Annotated in this window: 14 protein-coding genes and 2 tRNA genes; 8 read left to right on the top strand and 8 right to left on the bottom strand. The window is 67.6% G+C overall.

What is annotated here, in order from left to right:
- Positions 1–13 precede the first annotated feature (13 nt).
- The 4 genes from P0M04_RS28470 to P0M04_RS28485 form a co-directional block, all read right to left on the bottom strand.
- Entirely contained in the window at positions 14–847 is an 834-nt protein-coding gene (locus tag P0M04_RS28470; RefSeq protein WP_259450984.1) for an urease accessory protein UreD, read from the bottom strand.
- A 284-nt stretch (positions 848–1,131) separates the two neighbouring features.
- Positions 1,132–1,293 (bottom strand): hypothetical protein, encoded by a 162-nt coding sequence (locus P0M04_RS28475; protein WP_156133696.1) that lies wholly within the window; start codon positions 1,291–1,293, stop codon positions 1,132–1,134.
- Between the two features lie 91 nt (positions 1,294–1,384).
- Positions 1,385–3,025 carry a SulP family inorganic anion transporter gene (locus P0M04_RS28480; RefSeq protein ID WP_259451220.1) on the bottom strand — a complete coding sequence of 547 codons (1,641 nt, stop codon included), beginning with the start codon at positions 3,023–3,025 and terminating at the stop codon, positions 1,385–1,387.
- 26 nt (positions 3,026–3,051) lie between these two features.
- Positions 3,052–4,488 carry a GGDEF domain-containing protein gene (locus P0M04_RS28485; RefSeq protein WP_259450983.1) on the bottom strand — a complete coding sequence of 479 codons (1,437 nt, stop codon included), beginning with the start codon at positions 4,486–4,488 and terminating at the stop codon, positions 3,052–3,054.
- A gap of 147 nt (positions 4,489–4,635) precedes the next feature.
- On the opposite strand from P0M04_RS28485, the gene P0M04_RS28490 reads away from it, so the two are divergent.
- From P0M04_RS28490 to P0M04_RS28500, 3 genes are read left to right on the top strand one after another with little or no spacing between them, the layout of a single operon-like run.
- Positions 4,636–5,613 (top strand): SDR family oxidoreductase, encoded by a 978-nt coding sequence (locus P0M04_RS28490; protein WP_259450982.1) that lies wholly within the window; start codon positions 4,636–4,638, stop codon positions 5,611–5,613.
- Between the two features lie 18 nt (positions 5,614–5,631).
- Positions 5,632–6,711 carry a non-homologous end joining protein Ku gene (ku, locus tag P0M04_RS28495; RefSeq protein ID WP_259450981.1) on the top strand — a complete coding sequence of 360 codons (1,080 nt, stop codon included), beginning with the start codon at positions 5,632–5,634 and terminating at the stop codon, positions 6,709–6,711.
- Positions 6,712–6,996: a hypothetical protein gene (locus P0M04_RS28500; RefSeq protein ID WP_307734313.1), complete on the top strand. Its 285-nt coding sequence runs from the start codon at positions 6,712–6,714 to the stop codon at positions 6,994–6,996. It abuts the gene before it with no gap.
- Between the two features lie 3 nt (positions 6,997–6,999).
- Here P0M04_RS28500 and ligD read toward each other — a convergent pair whose 3' ends face one another.
- Entirely contained in the window at positions 7,000–9,591 is a 2,592-nt protein-coding gene (gene ligD / locus P0M04_RS28505) for a DNA ligase D (protein WP_259450980.1), read from the bottom strand.
- A 122-nt stretch (positions 9,592–9,713) separates the two neighbouring features.
- A complete protein-coding gene (locus P0M04_RS28510; RefSeq protein WP_259450979.1) occupies positions 9,714–11,384 on the bottom strand; it encodes a M28 family metallopeptidase in 1,671 nt (556 codons plus the stop codon).
- Positions 11,385–11,594: 210 nt separating this feature from the next.
- On the opposite strand from P0M04_RS28510, the gene P0M04_RS28515 reads away from it, so the two are divergent.
- Entirely contained in the window at positions 11,595–11,942 is a 348-nt protein-coding gene (locus P0M04_RS28515) for a hypothetical protein (RefSeq protein ID WP_259450978.1), read from the top strand.
- 112 nt (positions 11,943–12,054) lie between these two features.
- Positions 12,055–12,999 (top strand): D-2-hydroxyacid dehydrogenase, encoded by a 945-nt coding sequence (locus P0M04_RS28520; RefSeq protein WP_259450977.1) that lies wholly within the window; start codon positions 12,055–12,057, stop codon positions 12,997–12,999.
- On the opposite strand, the gene P0M04_RS28525 is transcribed toward P0M04_RS28520, so the two are convergent.
- On the bottom strand, positions 12,996–16,925 hold the full coding sequence (locus tag P0M04_RS28525) for a two-component regulator propeller domain-containing protein (protein WP_259450976.1): 3,930 nt from the start codon (positions 16,923–16,925) through the stop codon (positions 12,996–12,998). The two genes, P0M04_RS28520 and P0M04_RS28525, sit on opposite strands and share 4 nt — an antisense overlap.
- Positions 16,926–17,012: 87 nt before the next feature.
- Here P0M04_RS28525 and P0M04_RS28530 point away from each other — a divergent pair.
- The 3 genes from P0M04_RS28530 (at position 17,013) to P0M04_RS28540 (ending at position 17,756) form a co-directional block, all read left to right on the top strand.
- Positions 17,013–17,089, top strand: a tRNA-Arg gene (locus P0M04_RS28530).
- Between the two features lie 71 nt (positions 17,090–17,160).
- Entirely contained in the window at positions 17,161–17,622 is a 462-nt protein-coding gene (locus P0M04_RS28535; RefSeq protein ID WP_259450975.1) for a GNAT family N-acetyltransferase, read from the top strand.
- A 57-nt stretch (positions 17,623–17,679) separates the two neighbouring features.
- Positions 17,680–17,756 (top strand) — tRNA-Arg (locus tag P0M04_RS28540).
- A 38-nt stretch (positions 17,757–17,794) separates the two neighbouring features.
- Here the strand turns inward: P0M04_RS28540 and P0M04_RS28545 are convergent.
- Complete coding sequence (locus P0M04_RS28545; protein WP_259450974.1) at positions 17,795–17,995, bottom strand: type II toxin-antitoxin system antitoxin; 201 nt, start codon at positions 17,993–17,995, stop codon at positions 17,795–17,797.
- Between the last annotated feature and the right edge of the window lie 9 nt (positions 17,996–18,004).

Genomic DNA, 18,004 nt, shown 5'->3' on the forward strand with positions numbered 1-18,004 from the left:
CCGTTTGTGTTCTCTATGTATTCCAGATGCGCGGCGGCGCGGCCGGCCGGTCCAGCAGATGCGGCCGCAGCACGGCCCATGCGCCCGTCAATGCCGCGCGCGCCCGTTCGCTGTCGTCGCCGAGGAAGCGCGCCACGAACACGTGCTTCACCTGGCTGACGGCGAGGCCGGGATCGACGTCCCGCACCGCCCGTTGCAGGCCCGCCGGGATGGGCTTGCCGACCGCGACGAGCGTCGCGCACACGCTGTGGCCATGCATGCCCAGCGGGCTCGCGAGCAGCGCCGGCGTCGCAGCGCCCTGCTCCCACCACACGGGCCGCCCGTCGATGCGGATGCGCGTGCGCTGTCCCACGCGCCCGCGCGTAAAACGTTCGCCGGACGCATGGCGGCCGAAGCACAGCACTTCGCTGCCGATGTAGACGGCGCCCGGGGCCAGGTCGACCTCGTGCGCGAGCATCACGTCGGCGTCGTCGTAGATGATGGTTTCCTGCGGCAGCCATTCGATCGCGGCGCCCGGGCCGGCAGTCAGGTGCACGTCCTGGCGCGACGTGCGGCCGTTGGCGCGGTACCACTTCGCGGCGCCGGGCGACGTGGCCAGCACGTGGCAGCCGGCCGGCACGTCGAGTGCGATGTCGAGCCGGTCGCCGCCGACGATGCCGCCGGGCGGATGCACGACGATCACGTGGCAGGTCGCGGGGCCTTCCGGGTACAGCGCCTTTTGCACGCGCAGCGGCCCGCGGTGCTCGCGCCGTACGAGCCGCGTGCAGCCGCCGTCGCGCGCAAAGCCGAGGCGCAGGGTCGCGAGCCAGGAGGCGGGAATCGGGTCGGTGAAGGTGCAATCGGGCATACCCGATGAGTTAGCACGATGCGTGCCAGTCCCGGGAAGCCGGAACGGGGACCGCGGCGCACCAGCGCGGGACCCGCGCACCGGAATGGTGCAGGCGTCAAGACACGGCCGGCACGATGGAAGTGCACAGGGAAATCAGGTGATTAATATGATTTCGGCAACGACGGAGGCGCAGCCGGCAGACGGCCGCGCGTGGCGACCAAAGAGAGAGGAAAACGTAGCGTGTCCGCGAGCCCGACCGGCGACGAACGCCGGTCAAGCGGGGGAACCAGGACCGCGAAGAATCAGCGGCGGCGGCGCAGCGGGCGGGCGATGCGGACCGGACGCAGGGCGCGTTCGCGGTCGGCGGCGCGCTTGTAGGCGGCCAGTTCGAACGTCAGTGCCAGGGCAATGCCGGCCGGGACGGCGGCGGCGAAGCCGAGGGCGAGCAAGGCGACGGTTGACAACAGAATAACGATAGTACTTGGGCGCGGCATGATATCCACCTTTACTTTAAAACCGTGGTTCCATCCTGCCACAGCTGGGATTTGCTTGCAATCACGTACCGTGCCGTGCGAGGGCATCCCAGGCATTTGCTGTACTTAAAAAGAGACGGCCGCTGAGCTCACTCAACAAAGTCGACGCACGCAGGCGGTCCAGCACCGGTCCCTTGACCTCGGCCAGGTGCAGGCGGATGTCGCGCCGCGCCAGGCCGCGATTCAATTCGAGCAACCCGAACAGCGCCGAACTGTCGATGGCGTTCACGGCCGACAGCACCAGCACGAGATGGCGCGCCTCGCGGTGCGCGGCCAGTTCTTCCTCGATGCGCTCGCTGACCGCTTCGATATTCCCGAAGAACAGGCCGGCATCCACGCGCAGCAGCAGGACGTTCGGGTCCGTCTCGGCCGAATAACGGTCGATATTGCGGAAGTGCTCCGTGTGCGGAATCCGGCCCAGCACCGCGATGTGGGGCCGGCTCTCGCGCCAGATCATCGTCCCCAGCGACAGCAGCAGCCCCAGCACGACGCCCGCCTCCACCCCGAGCAGCAGCACGCCGCCGCTTGTGGCCAGCAGCGCGAGCGCGTCCGCGCGGTCGTAGTCCCACGCGGTGCGCAGGGTCGACCAGTCCAGCAGGCCGAGCACGGCGACGATGATCGTGGCGGCCAGCACCGGCAGCGGCAACAGCGCGAGCCAGCCCGTGGGCAGCACGAGCGCGCCTGCGAGCAGCCCCGCCGAGATCACGCCGGCCAGCTGGGTGCGCGCGCCGGCCGCGAAATTCACGGCGGAGCGCGACAGGCTGCCCGTCACCGGAAAGCCGCCGGTCAGCGCGCTGCCGACGTTGGCCAGGCCGAGCCCCACGAGTTCGCGGTTCGTGTGCAGCTTTTCCGCGCGCTTCAGCGCCAGCGTCTGCGCGCCCGACATCGCGATCAGGAAGCTCATGAAGCCGATCAGCAGCGATGGCTTGAGCAGCGCCTGCCAGTGCTCGCCGGACGTCGCGAGGGTCAGGCCCGGCAAGCCGGCCGGCACCGTGCCGATCACCTGCACACCCATGCGGTCGAGGTGCAGCCCGGCGACGAGCGCGATGCCGCCCAGGACGAGCACCATCGGCGCGAGACGCGCCGCGACGTCGGCCGCGCCGCACGGCATGCCGAACCGCTGCAGCAGCGGCGACAGCCAGCGCCGCGCGAACAGCAGCAGCGCGACGCTCCCGACGCCCAGCGCGGCGCTGGGGACGTGCACATGCGGCAGCGATCCGCCCAGCAGGGTCCGCATCTGGCCAAGCGCGATGACCACGGCGGAGCCCAGCGTGAAACCGCTCATCACGGGGCGCGAGAAGAAGTTGGCGAGGTAGCCCACGCGCAGCAGGCCGCACGCGAGCAGCACGACGCCCGACACCAGCGCCAGCTGCGCCGCGAGCATGCCGTACAGCGCGCTGCCGGGCGATGCGAGGGGCGCCAGCGCCGACGCGGTCATCAGCGAGATGATCGCCATCGGCCCGACGGATTGGGAGGAACTCGTGCCGAACACGGCGTACAGCAGCGGCGGGACGATGCTGGCGTACAGGCCCGCGACGGGCGGCAGGCCGGCGACGAGCGCGTACGCCATGCCCTGCGGGATCATCATCATGGCGACGACGATGCCGGCGCCCACGTCGCCCGCGAGATCGTCGCGGCGGTACGCCCGCAGCCAGCCGAGCAGGCGCGGGTTCGTCGACACTTTGCCGCTCACTGCATCGCCAGTTCGACGCAGTTGCGGCCCGCCCGCTTGGCGCGCGCGAGGGCGGCGTCGGTGCGCTGCGTCAGCGAATCGCCGCTTTCCTGCTCGCCCAGCTGGGCCACGCCGAGGCTCACCGTCACGTGGTCGCAGCCGGGGATCTCGGCCTGCTCGATCGCCACGCGCACCTTTTCCGCCATCCTGAGGCCGTCGACGGCACTTGTGTGCGGCGCGATGATGTGGAATTCCTCGCCGCCCGAGCGCACGAGGATGTCGCTGGCGCGCAGCACGGCGCGCGCCGTGTCGGCCACGGTACGGAGCGCCACGTCGCCGACCGGATAGCCGTACGTGTCGTTGACCGCCTTGAAACGGTCGATGTCGAACGACAGCAGCGCGAGCGGGACGCGGTAGCGGCGGGCGCGCTTGATCTCTTTTTCCAGCAATTCCTCGCCGTGGCGGCGGTTCGCCACGCCGGTCAGCGCGTCGGTCGTCGCGATGTACGTCAGGCGCGCCATCAGGTGTTCGTTTTCCTGGCCGATGGCGACGAGGCGCAGGCCGAAGGCGGCGAGGCGCGTCACGTCCTGCAACGTCGCCCACTCGTCCGGCGTGAGTGCGCGCGCGGCGCCGAACAGCAGCGACAGCGCGCCGCGCGGCGTGCCGGGACCGTCGGCGGGAATCGGCAGGCCCAGCGCCATCGCGACGCCGTGCGCGCGCAAGCCCTCGGCCAGCGCCGGTTCGCCCGATTGTTCCGGGACCTCGATCAGCGCGGCCGTGCCGCCTGCCGCGGCCAGCAGGCCGGGGAATGCGTGGCGCAGCGGGGCCTGCAGCAGCCGGTCCGTGCGCTGCAGCAGTGCGCCGAGCAGCAGGCCTTCCGGCCCTTGTTGCGCTTCCAGCTGCAGGTCGTTGCCGTACTTGAGCAGGAGCACCGCTGCATGCCGTACGCCGGGCCAGGCGCACAGGGCGGCGCACAAGGCTTCCGACAGGGTATGCGCATCCTCGGCCTCGTCCAGTGCGGCCTGGACTCGGGCACGCAGGTCCAGCAACGCGCGCAGGCCCGCCGTGTCGCTCGACGGCGCCTCCGGCTGCGCGAGGCAAGCCTGCACCGCGGCGCGCAACGCGGCCGCGTCGAGCGGCGTGACGGCATAGTGCACGGGGCCGTGCGCCATCAGCGCGGGCAGCCAGGCGGCATTGGCGAAGGGACACAGCAGCAGCACCGGCGCGCCCGCGCGGCGGGCGACGAGGTCGGCCAGCGCCTCGAGGTCGATGCTCGGTTCGAAGCGGTCGAGGTCGATCACGAGCAGGTCCGGCTGCTCCCGCGCCAGCAGGCTCGCCGCGACGTCGGCGCTGTCGGCCGGGTGCAGGCGCGCGAACAGGGAGGCGCAGGCGTCCCCGAATTCGGCGCGCCGTTGCGCCATCGGACTCAGGTAAATCGCGGTCTGCTCTAGCATGAATCACCTCTGGAATACTTTGTTACGCTAACAAGTTTGCCACAAAGCACCTGTAACGCCTAGCAAATGCTCGCAATGTGTGGAAGCGCACCGTCAGCGCCGTCTCTGGACGGGAATACTGGCGGAATCATGCACAAGGAGAGCACCATGGCAACACAGGACGACGCAGCGAACAAGCAGAAAGCCATCCAGAACCGCCAGGACCAGGCTGACGCCAGCATGCAGAAGGGTGACCAGGGCAGCGGCAGCGGTGGCGCCGCGCAGACCGGCATCCAGCAGCCCAGCGGCGACTTCCCCGCCCAGCACCTGGCCAAGCCGGGCATCGAAGCCCAGATGGAGCTGAAGCCGAAGTTCATGGCCGAGCACTACAAGGGCAGCGGCAAGCTGGCGGGCCAGGTCGCCATCGTCACCGGCGGCGATTCCGGCATCGGCCGCGCCGTCGCGATCCTGTTCGCGCGCGAAGGTGCCGACGTGGCGATCCTGTACCTGAACGAACACGAGGACGCCGCCGAGACGCAGCGCCTGATCGAGGCCGAGGGCACGAAGTGCGTGACGGTCGCGGGCGACGTCAAGGACATGGAATTCTGCCAGCAGGCCGTCGACCAGATCGTTGCCAAGTGGGGCCGCCTCGACGTCCTGGTGAACAACGCCGCGTTCCAGGAACATGCCGAGTCGCTGCTCGACCTGACGGAGGACCGCTTCGACGAGACGATGCGCACGAACATCTACGGCTACTTCCACATGGCGAAGGCGTGCCTGCCCTACATGAAGCGCGGCGCGGCCATCATCAACACGGGTTCCGTGACGGGCCTGAAGGGGTCGAAGAAACTGCTCGACTATTCGACGACCAAGGGCGCCATCCATGCATTCACGATGTCCCTCGCCGCGAACCTGCTGGACCAGGGCATCCGCGTGAATGCCGTCGCGCCGGGCCCCGTGTGGACGCCGCTGAACCCGGCCGACCAGTCGCCGGAAGACATCACCAAGTTCGGCCAGAGCACGACGTTCGGCCGCCCCGCGCAGCCGGAAGAGCTGTCCCCGGCGTACGTCTATCTCGCGTCGAACGTGTGTTCCGGCTACGTCACCGGCGTCGTGCTGCCGATCACGGGATCGGTCGGCGAATAACCTTCAAGGAGAGCTCTTATGGCGCGCAGCATGTGGAAGGGGGCCATCAGCTTCGGGCTGGTGCACATCCCGGTCGAGATGTATCCGGCGGCGAGCGACCAGGGGCTCGACCTGTCGATGCTCGACCGGCGCGACTTCGCGCCGATCGGCTTCAAGCGCTATAACAAGGCGACCGGCAAGGAAGTCTCCTGGGACGACATCGTCAAGGGCTATGAATACAGCGACGGCGAATACGTCGTGCTGTCCGACGAAGACCTGCGCCGCGCCAACCCGGAAGCGACGCAGACGATCGACATCATCGCGTTCGTCAACGCCGAGCAGGTCCCGCTGATCTACTACGAACAGCCCTATTACCTCGCGCCCGGCAAGGGCGGCGACAAGGTCTATGCGCTGCTGCGCGAGACGCTGCGCGACGTCGGCAAGATCGGTATCGCGAACGTCGTCATCCGCGTCAAGCAGCACCTGGCCGCCCTCGTCTGCGTGGGCGACACCATCGTGCTGAACACCTTGCGCTACCCGGACGAGATCCGCCCCACCGACGAACTCAAGATCCCGGCGGCCGACTCGAAGGCCGCGCAGGTGACGGAAAAGGAACTGCAGATGGCGAAGGCGCTCGTGGAAGGCATGAGCGAGAAGTGGAAGCCGCAGCAGTACCACGACACGTACCGCGAGGACGTGATGGCGCTGATCAAGAAGAAGATCGCCGCCAACCAGACCAAGACGCTCACCGAACCGGAGCCGGAGGAAGAGAAACCGGCCAAGTCGAACGTCATCGACCTCGTCTCGCTGCTGCAGGCCAGCCTGGGCAAGAAGCCGGCCAAAGCGGCCGCGGCGGACGATGACGACGATGACGAACCGCCGCCGCGCAAGTCGAGGAAACCGGCCAAGGACGACGAGGATACCGACGACACGCCGCCGCCACGCGCGCGCAAGGCGCCCGCGCATGCGGCCACGCATGCGAGCGCAAAGCGCACGACGGCGGCCAAGTCGACCGCGACGAAAACTGCGACAAAGACGGCAGCAAAGAAGACCGCCGCCAAGGCCGCGGCGAAACCTGCAGCAAAAGCGGCGCCCGCCCGGCGCAGGAAGGCAGCCTGAGTGGATGTCGATACGCTGCTGGACCTGCTGCAATGGCCCGCGATGGCGGTCACGCTGGTGGCCGCCTTCCTCGTTGGCGCCCGTCATGCGAAGAAGCGCGTGATCGGGTTCTGGACCTTCATCCTGAGTAACGTGCTGTGGATCGTGTGGGGCGTGCACGACGAGGCCTGGGCGCTGATCGCGCTGCAGGTCGGCCTCGCCCTGATGAACATCCGCGCGATCTTCCGCAACGAGCGCGGCGATCCCAAGGACGAGCAGGCCGGCGCCGAACGGCGCGCGACCTGAACGCTACGCCTTCTTCTCCGCCTTGAACCCCAGCGCCTTCATCGCCTTGGTGAGCGTGACCGCGCTCTTGTCGTAGTCCGCCCACGGCGCATTGCCCTCGTCCAGCCGCGTGTGCACGGTTTTGACGCTCCAGTGGCTGCCCGACTTCAGCTTCGGCAGCTCTTCCCAGCGCACGGGCACGGAGATGCCCAGGCCGGGACGCGCACGCGCCGACCACGCGGCCACCGTCGTCGCGCCGCGGCCGTTGCGCAGGTAGTCGATGAAGATCAGCCCGACGCGGTTCTTCGCGCCGCTCTTGGCGGAGAAGCGCTCGGGGATCGTCTTCGCGAGGTGGGTCACGATCGCGCGCGAGAAATCCTTCACCGTGTCCCAGTCGAGCTTGGGCTTCAGCGGCACGACCACGTGCAGCCCCTTGCCGCCGCTCGTCTTGAGGAACGGGTTCAGGCCCAGCTCCTGCAGGAAGGCGCGCATCAGCTGGGCCGCTTCCTGTATGTCGGACCACTCGACGCCCTCGCCCGGGTCGAGGTCGAACACCATGCGGTCGGGCGTGTCGTAATGCCTGGCCGTCGCGTTCTGGCTATGGATCTCGACGACGTTCCACTGCGCGCTGGACAGCAGGCCTTCGATCGTCGCGATCTCCGTCATGCGCGGGTGGTCCGGGTCGAGCGCCTGGTCCATCTGCGCGACGCCGGGCATCTTCGCGGTGTCGACGACGTGCTTCTGGAAGAACAGCTCCTTGCCCACGCCATCGGGCGCACGCACGAGCGAGACGGGGCGGCCCTTCAGGTGTTCCATCATCAGTTCGCCGACGAGGGCGTAGTAGCGCACCATCTCGACCTTCGTGACGCCGCTCTCCGCATCCATCACGCGGTCGCCGTGCGTGACCTTGAACGTCGCGGGCAGGTTGCCCGGCAAGCCGCTCTCCGGCTCCGCCTTCTTCGCTGTCCGTTTACGGGCGGGTTTCGCATTCTCCACGGGGGCCTCCTGCATGTGCTTGGGCAGCTCGCGCACGACGCTCTTCGCCGGCTTGTCCTTGCGCAGGCCCTGGAATACGGGGTGGCGGATGGAGTCGGTGGCCGTCCATTCCGAGAAGCTGACTTCGGCGACGAGCTCCGGCTTCACCCAGTGGTTCGTCCGTCCCGGCACGGCGCGCGGCGGGAACGGGTTTTTATCCGTCTCGATCGCCTCCAGCACCTCGCGCATGTGGCGCAGCGACGCGCCGTTGAACCCGCTGCCGCAGTTGCCCGCATAGCGCAGCACGCCGTCCTTGTCGTAGTAGCCGAGCAGCAGCGAGCCGATGCCCGTACGGGCACCGTGCGGATCGGTGTAGCCGCCGATGACGAATTCCTGGCGCTGGCCGCATTTCAGCTTGATCCATTCGGGCGAGCGGCGCGTGACGTAGCGCGAATCCTTGCGCTTGCCGATCACGCCTTCCAGCCCGATCTGGCACGCGGCCACGACGAGCTGCGCCGGGTCCGTCCCGAATTCGGCGGAAAAGCGCACCGTGTCCGACGGCCGCGCCGCCAGCGCCTCCTGCAATATCGGACGGCGCTCGTCGAGGCGCACGTCGCGCAGGTCGTAGCCCTTGAAGTACGGGGCGTCGAACACGAAGTAGACGATCTGCGCGCTGTTGGAACCGTCGAACGCCAGCTGCAGCAGGTTGAAGTTCGGCTTGCCGTTCTCGTCGTGGACGACGATCTCGCCGTCGTACCAGCCGTCCGGCAACTTCATGCGGCGGATTTCCTGCTGCAGCGGTTTCAGCTTGTCGGTCCAGTCGTTGCCGTTGCGCGTGATGAGGCGGATGTCCTTGCCCTGCACGCGCGTGACCATGCGGTAGCCGTCGAACTTGATCTCGTAGATGTAGTTTTCCGGATCGGCCGGCGGACCGTCGACGAGGGTCGCCAGTTCCGGCGTCAGCGTCTCCGGCAGGTCGGCCTTGACGGCGCCGTCGGGCATTCCGCCGCGCTTCGGTTTTGCCGCGGCCTTGCGCGCCGGTTTCGCAGCCTCCAGTTTTTCCACCTTCACCTCGGCGCCGTGCCCGGGCATCGGCAAGTCCTTGACGCTGTCGGGGAATTCGTCGACGACGGAAAATTCGGCGGCCGGCTTCGCGTACTCGTCGTTTTCCTTGATGAGCAGCCAGGGTTCCTGCTTGTCGTCCTCGTGGCCGCGCAGGCGCACGAGGACCCAGCGGCCGTGCATCTTGTGGCCGTGCATCTCGAACTTGATCTCGCCCTTTTTAAAACCCTGGCGCGGATCGCCGACGGGTTCCCACGTCCCCTTGTCCCAGATGATGACCTTGCCCGCGCCGTACTGGTGCGGCGCGATGGTGCCTTCGAAGTCGGAATACGAGATGGGGTGGTCTTCCACGTGCACGGCCATGCGGCGGTCGTGGGTGTCGTAGCTGGGGCCTTTCGGTACGGCCCAGCTCTTCATGACGCCGTCCAGTTCCAGACGGAAATCGTAATGCAGGCGCGAGGCCCAGTGCTTCTGGATCACGAAGGTGAGAAGACCTGTGCTGGCCTCCCCACCCTCCTTGGGCTCGGCCGTGATATTGAAGTCGCGCTTGGCCTTGTACAGCTTTAACGGGTCGGGCATGGCATCACCTCTGCAGTGTGTGCCTTAGTGTAGGCAATAGTTGCAGACGCGACTGTTCGCTGGCTAACTCACGTTCCGGCGGCCGTTGAACGCGTGGACGGCGAGCCGTCCACCCTACCGCGTTATTTGCGCTCTGCCGCGCTCTGATCGCGTGCCGCGCGGAATTCCGAGTCCTTGGACCAGTTCGGCCATGCCGCCGAATCTGCCAGGTCGCGGCCCACCGAGTACAGCACGCCGAGGTCGCGCGCCATGCCCGTGAACGGCCACGCTGCGCTCCACTCGTCGGCCGGCTGGTGGTACGCGACGGACACGTATTTCTCCTCGGCCGCCTTGCCCGCGGCGACGCCGCCCTGCTCCCAGTCCTCGCCCGAACCGAACGAGATCGCCGGGACGCCGTGCTTGGCAAACGGGAAGTGGTCGGAGCGGAAGAAGTGACCCGCTTCCGGTTTCGGATCGGCCGAGTAGCGGATGCCGCTCGCCTTGGCCTTCGCAACCAGCTGGTCGAGCAGGTCGAGCCTGGCGCTGCCGGAGATCGTGAAGTCGCGCGACGGGCCATACGGGCTCAGCGCGTCCATATTGATCACGCCGGCCGTCTTGCCCAGCGGGTAGACCGGATTGTTCGCATAGTATTCCGAACCCAGCAGGCCCTTCTCTTCCGCCGTCACGGCCAGGAAGACGACGCTGCGTTTCGGCGCCGGCGCCTTGGCGTAGGCGCGGCCCAGTTCCAGCAGCGCGGCGATGCCGGTGGCGTTGTCGACGGCGCCGTTGTAGATCTTGTCGCCCTTCGCGTCCGGCAGGCCGACGCCCAGGTGGTCCCAGTGGCCGCTGTAGATCACGACCTGGTCCGGATGCTCGCTGCCCGGACGCACGGCCAGCACGTTCTTCGACGTGATGACCTTGGCGTCGACGGCGTAGTGGGCGGACATCGTCACGCCCTTCAGCTCGACCGGCTTGAAGGTGCGGGCCTGCGCCTGCTTTTTCAGCTTGTCGAAGTCCAGGCCGGCGCGCTTGAACAGGTCGGCGGCGACGTCGCGCTGGATCCACGCTTCCACCGGCGCGTGCGCTTCCAGCGGGTTCTTGCGCACGATGTCGTACTGGACGTTCGTGTTCGAATTCTTCACCGTGGCCCAGCCGTACGACGCCGGCGCGGTCTCGTGCACGATCAGCGTGCCCAGCGCGCCGCGGCGTGCCAGTTCCTCGAATTTATAGGTCCAGCGGCCGTAATACGTCATGGCCTTGCCGCCGAAGTCGCCCTTGCCCGTCTCGAAGTCCGGGTCGTTGATCAGCACGACGGCCAGCTTGCCCTTCAGGTCCTGGCCCTTGAAGTCGTCCCACTTGCGTTCCGGGGCCGTCACGCCATAGCCGACGAAGACGAGCGGCGCATTCTTGAACTCGACGCTCTTCGCGCCCGTCATCGCGGCGCGCATGGCGACTTCGTTACCCTGCGTAAAGGCCTTCGTCGTGCCGCCGGCCGTCACGGACACGTCGACCGGGCCGCTGATCTCGAAGCGGCCCAGCGGGACGTCCTGCGTCCAGCCGCGCTTGCCGTCGACGAGGTCGCCGCCCGGCTGCAGGCCGGCCTGCTTGAACTGTTCGATGATGTAGTTGACGGTCTTCGTCTCGCCGGCCGTGTTCGGGCCGCGGCCTTCGAACTCGTCCGACGACAGGACTTTCACGTCCTGCGACAGGTTTTTTGGATCGATGTGGACAGCGTCTGCGGCCTGGGCGGCCAGCGCCGCGGTGGCGAGCGCGATGGCGGTCAGGGTGGTACGGAGGGAAGTTTGTAGTCTCACGAGCGGTCTCTTGGGCGTCGAGTTATTGGGGGGCACGGATAGTGCCGCCAAAGTATCGTTGGAATAATTTCCAGTGTCAAACGTCGAAGGGGCAAAGGAATTTCCGTACGTACACTTGTAACGGGATGTAAAGCATCGTCAACCACGCGTCGCATGGCCGCGTTTCTGGCCCAGTAGCACCCCTTAACGACACCTGAAGGAAACACCGCCATGAACAAAATCGTCGCTACCCTGATCGCAGGCCTGTTCGCCACCTCGGTGTACGCCCAGACGACCGCCACCCCGGCCACGACGACGACGCCGGCCGCCACGAAAGCCGAGGTCAAGGCCGACAAGAAAGCCGCCAAGGCCGAAGCCAAGGAAGAAAAGGCCAACGTGAAAGCCGACGCGAAGCTTGAGAAGAAAGCCGCCGAAGCGAATGCGGACGTTGCCGTCGCCAAGGCCGACGCCGCCAAGACCAAAGCCAAAGCACACAAGAAAGCCGCCAAAGCCAAGGCGGAAGCCGCAGCCGACAAGGCCGAGGCACACGCAGACCAGAAAGCCGACGCCGCCAAGTAATACCGGCTGCGCGCACCGGCTCAAGCCCCTCCATCCTCGAAAGACAGGGCCAGTCCCTGTCTTTTTTTTATTCGCGTTCTACAATGGTCGTCCTTCTTTGCCCGGGACTACCATGCACGACATCGTCTTCCTCGATCGCGACAGCCTGATCGCCAACATCCGCAAGCCATCCTTCGAGCACCGCTGGCGCGACTACCCCGCCACGAACGCGGACGAAGTCGTCGAACGCCTGCGCGGCGCCACGATCGCCATCACGAACAAGGTGCCGCTGCGCGCGGACGCGATCGCGCAACTGCCGGACTTGAGGATGATCGCCGTGGCCGCCACGGGCACGGACAATGTGGACCTCGCCGCCTGCCGCGAACGGGGCATCGTCGTCGCGAACATCCGCAATTACTCGCTCGTCTCGGTGCCGGAACACTGCTTTGCGCTGCTGCTCGCCGTGCGCCGCAACCTGCGCGCGTACGTCGCCGACGTCGAGGACGGGCGCTGGGAACGGTCGACGCGTTTCTGCCTGCTCGACCACCCGATCGGCGACCTCGCCGGCAGCCGCCTCGGCATCGTGGGCTATGGCGCGCTGGGGCGCCGCGTCGCCCAGATCGCGCGTGCGTTCGGCATGGAAGTCGCCATCACGTCGCGCTCGCCCGTGGCGGACACGGACGTGGTGCAGCTGCCGCTGGACGAGTTGCTGGCCACATCCGACGTCGTGAGCCTGCACCTGCCGCTGACGGACCAGACCCGCCACATGATCGGGGCGCGCGAACTGGCATCGATGAAGAAGAGCGCCATCCTGATCAACACGGCGCGCGGCGGCCTCGTCGACGAGGCGGCGCTGGCGCAGGCGCTCACCGACGGGACGATCGCCGGCGCCGGGTTCGATGTGCTGAGCAAGGAACCGCCCGTGCCCGACAATCCGCTGCTGCAGCTACGCCTGCCGAACTTCGTGCTGACCCCGCACGTGGCGTGGGCCAGCGGCGGGGCGATGCAGACGCTGGCCGACATGCTGGTCGATAATCTCGAAGCGTGGGTGGCCGGGAAGCCCGCCAATGTAGTTTAACTCTCCGCCTTGAGCGGCAACTCGATGATGAACGCGGTGCCGTGTCCAGGCCGGCTCTCGACCCGGATCGTCCCCTGCAGCAGCGTGGTCACGAGGTTCCAGGCGATGTTGAGGCCGAGGCCCGTGCCGCCCTGCCCCATCCGCGTCGTGAAGAACGGATCGAAGATGCGCGACACGTTCTCCGGCGCGATGCCGACGCCATCGTCGGAAAATTCGATGCGCACGCGGTCGCCGTCCAGCGGCCGGGCATGGATGCGCATGTGGCCGCCCGGCGCGTCGAACGCGTGCAGCAGCGCGTTGTTGATGAAGTTGATGACGACCTGGCCGAATGGGCCGGGATAACTGTCCATCGCGATCCCCGCCGGCACCTCCAGGTCGAGCGTGTGGCCCGCACGGCGCACCTGGTTCATCATCGTGGCCGCGATCTCGTGGCAGGCCTGGCCCAGGTCGAAGCGGCGGCGCTGCGTGCTGGCCTGGTCCACCGACACCTGTTTGAAGCTGTTCACGAGGTCCGCCGCGCCGTTCAGGCTGCGCACGATAAGGCTCGCCGCCTCGCGCGCCGCCGCGATCCACGTCTCCAGGTCCGATTTCTTCAGCGCGTTGTGCGTGAAGCGGTCGGCCAGCGCATTCGTCTTTTCTTCCAGCGTGCTGGCCATCAGGAGGCTGTTGCCGATCGGGGTGTTCAGTTCGTGCGCGACGCCCGCGACGAGGGAGCCGAGCGACGCGAGCTTTTCGCGCGACGCCAGTTGCGCCTGGGTTTCCTTCAACTGGCGGTAGGCGTCCGCATTGTCGAGCGCGACGCCCACGTAGGATGCGAGGGTGCTCAGCATGTCGAGCTGCACGTTCTGGTACGCGCCCGGCCGGCCGCTCTGCACCGTGATCACGCCCAGCACACGGCTGCCCACGAGGATCGGCACGAACATCAGGGAGCGCGGCGACAGGGGCGTGTCGGGATCGCCGCCCGCAGGGTCGCCGCCGGCCGGGTCGGTGCCAAGCACGTCGCGCACGAGGCCCGAGAACCGGACGTAATCGCGCGCCAGGTCGCCGATGAGAATCTCCTCGCCCGTCACCAGGCAGTATTCGCCGAGACCGCGCACGCGCGCGGGGAAGCGCCCCGCCTCGGGTACCCGGCGGCCGTCCGCGACGACGTACGGGTAGTCGATCGGCCCGCCCGCGCGCGCCGTGCCGATCGCGAACAGCGGCGCATCCATCAGCTGGCGCACCTGGCCGAACACATTGGCCATGATCGCCTCGCCGTCCAGGTTCGCGGTCAGCTCGCGTCCGATGTCGGACAGGAGCGCGATGTTGCGGCGCGCCTGCTCCACCGCTTCCTTCTGCGCCTCGGCCTCCTGCTTGCGCTTTTCCGCCTGCTCCTTCTGCAGCACCAGTTCCGCGGTGCGCGCGCCGACCTGGCGTTCCAGGCGCGCCTTCTGCTGCACGAGCACGCGTACGCGCAGCCGGTACAACGCGATGGCGGCAGCAAGCAGCACGCTCGCCGCGGCAAGGCGGAACCACCACGTCATCCAGAACGGCGGCGGGATCGAGATCGTCAACGTCGCCGGGTGCTCGCTCCACACGCCGTCCTTGTTGGCGGCCTTCACCTCGAACACGTACTCGCCCGGATCGAGATTCGTATAGGTGGCGAAGCGCTTGCGGGCATCCGTCTCGGTCCAGTCGCGGTCGAAGCCGAGCAGCCGGTAGGCGTAGCGGTTCGCCTGCGGATCGGCGTAGTGCAGCGCCGCGAATTCCAGCGTGAACACCGAATCGCGGTGGCTCAGGCGGATGTCGCGCAGGCGGTCGACGGCGACGGGCAGCGCGCGCGGCCGGTTGAACACGAGGAAGTCGGTGATCACGACGGTGGGCGGGAACGGGTTGTCGTGGATGTCTTCCGGGTGGAACGACGTCATGCCGTTGATGCCGCCGAAATGCAGCTCGCCGTCCGCGCCGCGCGCCGCCGAGCCGACGAAGAACGAGCCGTCCGTCAGGCCATCCTTGGCGGTGTAGTTCTTGTAGCGCCCCGTCTCCGGATCGACGCGGGTCAGGCCGACCGTCGTGCTGACCCAGATCTGGCCGTTGCCGTCTTCGAGGATGCCGCCGATCGGTACCTGCTCGCGCGTGGGCGCGACGGCGAACCTGCGGAACACCGTCTTGCCGCCGGCGTCCCGCTCCATGCGGTACAGGCCGCCCGCCGTGCCCACCCACAGGTCGCCGCGCGCGGACTCGTACAGGTAATAGACGCGATTGTGGCCCAGGCTCGTGGGGTCGCGCGCATCGTGGCGGAAGTGCGTGAACGTGTTCGTCGCGCGGTCGTAGCGGTCGAGGCCATTCTCGGTGCCGATCCAGATCGCGCCCGCCCGGTCCTCGAACACGGCGAAGCCGTAGTTCTCACCCAGGCTGGCGGGGTTGGCCGGATCGTGGCGCCAGCCGCGCAGCGTGCCGTCCGGCGCCAGCATGAACAGCCCGCCGCGCGTGACGATCCACAGCGCTCCGGTGCGGTCGAGCGTCAGCGCCTGGACCCAGCTGGCCCCCGCCTCGCCGCCCAGCGCGACGGGCGTAAAACGGCCCGTCGCCGGATCGCGCCACGACAGGCCGCTGGGCGAGCCCACCCACAATCGCCCGCGTCCAGGCAGCACGCTGCTGATCGTGTCGTCCGGCAGGCCGGCAGGGTCGCGCGGATCGTGGCGCAGCATGTCCACGCGGCCGCTGTCCGGATCGACATGCAGGATGCCGCCGCCGCTGGTGCCCAGCCACAGGCGGCCGTCGGCGCCGACGGCGATGCTGCGGATCTTGCGCGTACTGCGCGGGTCGGCCGCCTGGCCCGGCAATAGCGCGAAGCGGGAAAAACCGCCGCTGGCGAGGTCCGCCCGGCTGACGCCACCGTACATCGTGCCCGCCCACAGCGTGCCCGTGCGGTCGACCCAGATCGAGATGACGCGGTTGTCGGACAGCGTGTGGCGGTCCAGCGGCTGGTTGGTGTAGCCGACGAAGCGCCCGGTCGTCGGGTCGCGCCATTTGAGGCCGTCGAGTTCCGTGCCCACCCACAGGTTGTTCCCCTGGTCGTGGTACAGCGACTGCACGCGGCCGTCGTTCATGCCCTCGTCGGCGCCGAGATGGTGGCGCTGCGGCGTGCCCTGGCCGATGCGCCATGCTTCCAGGGCGGCGTCGGTGCCGATCCACAGCGTGTCGCGCGGCCCCATCGACAACGCGGTGACGGCGATGCGTTTGCCGGTGCCGGCGGCGTCGATGTCGTAATGGTCGAACCGGGCGGTGCCCGCCGGCAGGTGGTCGAGACCGACGCCGGTGCCGATCCACAGGCCGCCGCGCGGATCGAGGGCGAGCGCCGTGACGCGATCGTCGCGCAGGCTGGCGGGTTCCTGGCTGTCGTGGCGCAGCGTGCGCAGCGCGCCCGTCGCCGGATCGACGTGCACGATGCCGTCGCTGGTGCCGACCCACAGGCCGCCGGCGCCATCGCCGACGATCGCGGTGACGGCGCTGTTGCGCGCATTGCGGTCGGTGCCGGCCAGCAGCGGCAGGCGGATGAATTTCCGGGTCGCGGGATCGAACCGTACGAGCCCGCCGCGCGTGCCGAACCACAGCCGGTTCTGGCCATCCTCGTACGCGGCCTGGACATAATTGTCGGCCAGGCTGTCGGGGTCGTTGGGATCGTTGCGGAAGACCTGGTTGCGGTAGCCGTCGAAACGGTTGAGGCCCGCCTGCGTGCCGAACCACATGAAGCCATCGTGGTCCTGCAGGATCGCGAGGACGGATTCCTGCGACAGCCCTTCTTCCAGGCCGATGCGCTCGAAACGGAGGCTGCGCGGTCCGGCGGCCAGCACCAGCGAACACATGCAGGCCAGCAGCAGGCCGCACAACATGCGCAGCAGCGTGGGTTTCACGGACGGGAGAGGTTCGGGTTTCCAGGACACGGGCCTAATCTACCAGAACGCCCGAAAATGTTGAAAGAAATTAAGACTTCCTCATTCGTCATGCCACTGCTATAATGCGTGCATCGGGCGGCTGTAGCTCAGCTGGATAGAGTACTTGGCTACGAACCAAGGGGTCGTGGGTTCGATTCCTGCCAGCCGCACCAAGATATATGGAAGGCCAGATCGCGAGATCTGGCCTTTTTCCATTGCTCGCTTCCATTTTCTGTTCAACATCATGTCCGGCCAGCTCATCATCCGCTCCCTCGATCCCCAGGACCTCGCCGGCTGGCGCCCGCTGTGGGACGGCTATAACGCGTTCTACGGACGCAGCGGCCCCACCGCCCTGCCCGAATCCATTACGCAAGTCACGTGGCACCGGTTCTTCGATCCGGCCGAGCCCGTCCACGCGCTGGTCGCCGAGGCATCCGGCCGCATCGCCGGACTCGCCCACTACATCTTTCACCGCAGCACGACGCGGCTGCACGACGTCTGTTATCTGCAAGACCTGTTCACCGCCCCCGACATGCGTGGACTCGGCGTCGGCAGGCAATTGATCGAAGGCGTATACGACAAGGCGCGCGCGGCCGGCAGTTCGCGCGTGTACTGGCAGACGCAAACGGACAATGCGGCCGGGCGCGCGCTGTACGACAAGGTCGCCCGGCACCTGGGCTTCATCGTCTATGCGCACGAGCTGTGACGCTTTGCCAAACACGCTTTGCCAAACAATAAACCGCTGCTATAATGCGTGCCTCGGGCGGCTGTAGCTCAGCTGGATAGAGTACTTGGCTACGAACCAAGGGGTCGTGGGTTCGATTCCTGCCAGCCGCACCAGCTTATACGAAAGGCCAGATCGCAAGATCTGGCCTTTTTCATTTCCCGCTTCCCTCGTCCTCGCGCTCGTCCGGCTGCACGGCCCCGACCCGGATGCCCCGCCGCGCGAGCGCTTCGCGCAGCAGGAATTCGATCTCCGCGTTCACGCTGCGCAGATCGTTGGCGGCCAACCGCTGCAGCTGTTCCCATAACGCGGGGTCGATCCGCAGCGGATAGGACTTCTTTCCGGGACTTGCCATCGACGCGCC

This window comes from Telluria mixta (assembly GCF_029223865.1).
In the GTDB taxonomy this organism is placed as follows: domain Bacteria; phylum Pseudomonadota; class Gammaproteobacteria; order Burkholderiales; family Burkholderiaceae_D; genus Telluria; species Telluria mixta.